Source organism: Luteococcus sp. (assembly GCF_043424415.1).
Taxonomy (GTDB): domain Bacteria; phylum Actinomycetota; class Actinomycetes; order Propionibacteriales; family Propionibacteriaceae; genus Luteococcus.
On the sequence record NZ_JBHWOO010000176.1, the window covers coordinates 1 to 4,618 of the forward strand.

The 4,618-nt window shown below is 65.4% G+C and carries 6 protein-coding genes; 3 read left to right on the forward strand and 3 right to left on the reverse strand.

From position 1 onward, the window contains the following. The coding region (locus ACHFFZ_RS10360; protein ID WP_394276547.1) for a pilus assembly protein TadG-related protein at positions 1 to 434 on the reverse strand (434 nt) is incomplete at its 3' end. A 155-nt stretch (positions 435 to 589) separates the two neighbouring features. Between ACHFFZ_RS10360 and ACHFFZ_RS10365 the strand changes: the two genes are divergently transcribed. The 3 genes from ACHFFZ_RS10365 (at position 590) to ACHFFZ_RS10375 (ending at position 3,775) form a co-directional block, all read left to right on the forward strand. Beyond that, complete coding sequence (locus ACHFFZ_RS10365; RefSeq protein ID WP_394276548.1) at positions 590 to 1,678, forward strand: tyrosine-type recombinase/integrase; 1,089 nt, start codon at positions 590 to 592, stop codon at positions 1,676 to 1,678. A 4-nt stretch (positions 1,679 to 1,682) separates the two neighbouring features. Further along, positions 1,683 to 2,003 carry a helix-turn-helix domain-containing protein gene (locus tag ACHFFZ_RS10370; RefSeq protein ID WP_394276549.1) on the forward strand — a complete coding sequence of 107 codons (321 nt, stop codon included), beginning with the start codon at positions 1,683 to 1,685 and terminating at the stop codon, positions 2,001 to 2,003. A 353-nt stretch (positions 2,004 to 2,356) separates the two neighbouring features. Then, a complete protein-coding gene (locus ACHFFZ_RS10375) occupies positions 2,357 to 3,775 on the forward strand; it encodes a tyrosine-type recombinase/integrase (protein WP_394276550.1) in 1,419 nt (472 codons plus the stop codon). A gap of 11 nt (positions 3,776 to 3,786) precedes the next feature. Here the strand turns inward: ACHFFZ_RS10375 and ACHFFZ_RS10380 are convergent, their stop codons facing one another. After that, complete coding sequence (locus tag ACHFFZ_RS10380) at positions 3,787 to 4,257, reverse strand: TadE family protein (RefSeq protein WP_394276551.1); 471 nt, start codon at positions 4,255 to 4,257, stop codon at positions 3,787 to 3,789. Beyond that, the coding region (locus tag ACHFFZ_RS10385; RefSeq protein WP_394276552.1) for a TadE/TadG family type IV pilus assembly protein at positions 4,254 to 4,618 on the reverse strand (365 nt) is incomplete at its 5' end. The genes ACHFFZ_RS10385 and ACHFFZ_RS10380, both read right to left, overlap by 4 nt.

A 4,618-nucleotide genomic window follows, 5' to 3' on the forward strand; every position in this document is an offset into this window, starting at 1 on the left:
GGAGTGTGGATCTCGACCTGACCGGTTCCCGTGACGGGGAGCCGGTCGATGCCGAGCAGGGTGAGGAAGCGGCATTCGTAGTCGCCGGTGGCCGTCACCGACACGGTGGTCGCGCCGACGGTGGTGGTGCCGGTGTAGCCGGCGGTGGTGAGGTAGCCCTCGGCGGCGGCGCTCACCCGGGCGGGGTCGGGGGTGAGGGTGCCGGTGGTGGCCAGCGCGTCGAGTTCGACCTGTTGGCCGCCGGTGCGGGCTGCTTCGAAGGCGACCTGGCGGGCGCGTTGCTCGGCCGCGACATGCCCGGCCAGATCGACGCCCAGGCCGAGGACCAGCATCATGCACAGGCTGGCCAGCACGGCCCAGGTGCTGATGGAGCCCCGCTCGTCCCGCACCCGTCTGGTGCGGCGTGCTGTCGCGGTCATCGTCGTGTCGGACATGCCGCGAGTTCATCGGCGAGCGGAGGTGTGCCTGTCTGGCCTAGTCCCTTGTCGGTGAGCGGGAAAGTGGTCTGGTGATGGCCATTGACCCTTCGTCGGGATTCCTGAATGATTATCGTCATTCGTGATCCTCTCTCGGAGATTAGGAACTGGCGATGCCTGGATTGGCTGTGGTGCGGTCGCTGCACTCTCCGCGTCGTCTGGTGACGCCCGCCGAACTGGAAGATTTCGAGGAAGAGTTGCTCGACCAGTGGCTGTTGGCACGGGCTGCTGCCGGGGTGACCGACGCGCATCTGTTGCAGGACCGTTCGTCGGTGATCCAGTTCCTGCGCTACACAGGGAAGCCAGTGTGGATGAATGGCCCGGCTGAGGCGGATCGCTGGCTGACGCATCTGCGTCAGATAGGCCGATCTCACACAACGGTGAAAGACAAGGCGTGGGCGCTGGGGCGCTTCTATGCGTTCTTGGTCTTGCGCTACCAGGGCGACATCCATGCCCTGACCGGTGCAGTGGTCCAGCAGCCCATCGACGAGTTCAACCGCCCCCACAAGTCCGAGTACGGCGTGGCTCGGATTCCCCCGTCCAATGAGGAGATCGAGACCTTGTTCACGCCTTGGCGTGAGTGGCTGCCCGATGCGCGCAAGTACCTGCCGGCGGCCAGGGACTACATGGCCGCGTCGCTTTGGCGACGAGTTGGTCTGCGCCTGAACGAGACCGTCATGCTGGACATCCGTGACTGGCGCCCCGACCTGGGCAGCAGTGGCAAGCTGCACGTCCGCTTCGGGAAAGGTTCGATGGGCCGGGGACCCAAGGGTCGCCTGATCCCTTGCATCAACGGTGTCGATGCGCTGTTGACATGGTGGCTGACCGATGTCCGGCACCAGTACGGCGACGACTGGAGCAACCCTGATGCACCCCTGTTCCCCAGCGAACGGCGCGACCGTCACAGTGGTGAGGTCGTGCGTGTCGGTGGCGACGCCTTGCGCACCGGACTGGACCGCGCGGTCGAACGCTGGCTTCCCGACTGGCACGCCGAAACTCACAAGCTCACCCCACACGTCCTGCGGCACTACTGCGCTTCGTCGCTCTACGAACAGGGAGTCGGTCTCAAGGCCATTCAGGAGCTGCTGGGACATTCCTGGCTGGCGACCACGACCATCTACGTCCATGTCCACGAGGACCACGTCGAACAAGCTTGGAAGCAGGCCAACCAGCGGGTCACAGCCCGCCTGATCAGAGGATGACCTCATGCAATGGAACCTGCGCATGCGCGCGGCCGAACGCGGCATCTGGAAGTCGGTCGAGCTACGCCGAATGCTCGCCGATGCCGGCCTGCAGATCAGCGCCGGTAAGATGTCGGCGCTTTGGACCACGACCCCGACCACGATCCGTCTGGACGACCTCGACGTGATCTGCACCGTGTTGGACTGCGAACCCGGCGACCTCCTAGTCGTCGACAAGAACGCTGTCGCAGCCCGGCAGCCGCGCGAGGAAGAGACCGGAACCGAGACTGCTGCTCCGAACGTGATCCCCCGGCTCGGACGCAACCGCACGCTCCCACCGGCATAGCCATGACTGCCCCAACAGGTCGCGGCAGACGCCTTCGCCGATGCACCATCTGCCACACCAAACCCATCGCCATGCCCCAGGTCAGCTTCTGCTTCGACTGCTGGCCCGGCGGGCCGGTGATCCCACCGCCTTGCATCAAATGCGGTTCGCGTGACTACTTCCACGCGGGCCTCTGCGTCCGCTGTCACATCCTGTCCGACCCCGGACCAGATTCCTGCCTGGATTGTCTCGCCTGGGGCGCCACCAGAACCCACCAATGGCTCTGCCGCGGCTGCGTTGCTTGGCGCACCAAGTACCGCCAGCCCCGATCGGGCGGCGGGCTGGGAACCTGTCGCACCTGCGGACGCACCGTCATGCTCGGCGCCCAAGGAATCTGCCGGCTCTGTCACAAGCAGACCGAGTACTACCGCATCCCCGGAGAGCCCTACGACCCGATCGCTGCCAACCAGCACGGACAGCAGCTGTTCTTCGCCGACATGTTCTTCACCAACCCTCGCCACGGCGGCCCAGGGCCAGCCAAACAGGAAGACCCGGGCCCCGTCGCGCCCCGCGACTGGACTACCGGCCTGGACAACCAGCCGGCGTTGTTCACCGCGACACCCGACCTGGCATCTCATGGCCGCGCCGGGCTCCACCGACGCGCGAACCCTGAACAAGCCGCCATGCTCGAGCGCATCGCCAACCACCTCGCCGACGAACGGCACTGGACCCCGGGACAACGCCGCGACGCGATCATCGGAGCCCGCATCGCGATCGGCATCCAGGACAACGGGCGAGGCCCCGTCCCCGCCACCCACGTCGAAGCGCTGCGCCAGATCGATCTGACGGCCTGGACGGTCCGCGAAGTGCTCCAGACAGCCGATCTGCTCATCGAGGACCGCACACCAGCACTCGACGCCTGGTTTCACACCCAGATCAGCCCCCTGCCCCCGACCATGCAGGCAGAACTGGAGTTCTGGTTCGACATCCGAAAAAACGGCAGCTTCACCACTCCCAGGAACCGTCCACGAAGTCCTGTCACACTGCGGCTTCACGCAAGCTGGGCCCTGCCCGCGCTCCTCGCCTGGGCCGACGAGGGCCACCAGAGCCTGCGCGAGATCACCCGTGACGATGTCCTTGCTCAGCTCCCCACCGGCCCTGAACGCGCCAGGATGGGCCAAGGGCTCAAGTCCGTCTTCCGCGTTCTCAAGGCCCACAAGAAGATCTTCCAAGATCCCACCAGCCGAACCGATACCGGTTCGCATCCCTCCACCGACCCGCTCCCACTGGACATCAACGTCATCATCGAACGGCTCGACAGCAGCCAACCCGAGACCGCGGCCATCACAGCGCTCGCAGTGTTCCACGGACTGCGCATGGGTCAGATCCGAGGGCTGAAGCTCACCGATCTTCATGACGGGAAGCTCTACCTCCCCGACCGCGTGATCCCCCTGGCGGACCCGGTCCAGCAACGCCTCAGCGCCTACATCACGCACCGCAACACCCTCTACCCCGATGCCCCCAACCCACACTTGTTCCTCAGCCGACGCAGCTGGAGACAGCAAAGCCCCTGCAGCGCTCGATGGGTCAAGCTGGCTCTGGGTCCAGGCATAACCACACGCAAACTGCGTGAGGATCGCATCCTTCACGAGGCCATCGCCAATGGCGGTGATGTCAGAGCACTGTCCGACATGTTCGGACTGTCCATCCAGGCCGCCACACGCTTCACCCGCGTCCTCAACGCCGACGCCATCCAAGATCCGTCGCCGACACAAACCCACGACACCGACTAGGCTCAACACCATCACCGACCCCCTGAGTTCCGACCCGAAGAAGCGTCAGAATTCCCGAACCCGCTGGTTCTTCCGCGGTAGGCGTCGATGACAGACTGGCTCGTGCTCGTGTACGTCACATGCCCAGGCAAGCCTGGAAGGATTAAATCCCCTAGTGAAACCGTGCAAGAGACGGTTGCAGTGGCGGTTGCTGGGGTACCCAAGGGGGCATCGAAGCCGCCGGTGATGGTGGTGACGGGGCTGCAGCCGGCGTCTGCCAGGGTGGCGGCCGCCACGGCTTGACCGGCGGTGGTGGCGGCACCGCTGCCACGCTCGATGGAGGCGGCGCGGGCGGCGGCACCGGCGGCTGATGAGACGGCGTTGTGGGCCAAGGCCATGCGGCCGCCGGCGATGGCCATGGCGATAAACAGCAGCAGCACCGGGATGACCAGGGTCGCCTCGAGGGTGCTGGCACCTTGCTCGGATCTGCGTGCATGGCTCATGGCTGAGTGGTCCGTTCGGTGGGCATCGTGACGGTGCGGGTGATCGTGGGTAATCCCAATGAGATGGGTCCCAGAACTGCCCCAGAGACGGTGCAGGTGGTTTGCGCTGCTCCCTTGTCGGCGGTGACGTGCGGGTTGGTGAGGATGTCGGCGCTGGTGAGGACGTTCGATGCGGCAGCTTGGCCAGCGGTGACTGTGCCATCCAGGGTGCGTGTGGTTTCGGCGCAGGCCGCGGCCGCGGATTGGGCGGCGGCCTTGCCGAAGTAGAACAGGCTGGCCGTGATGATCGTGAAGATGACCGCCAGGAACAGCGGCATCAGGATCACGATTTCCAGTGATACCTGTCCGCGTTCCTGGACGA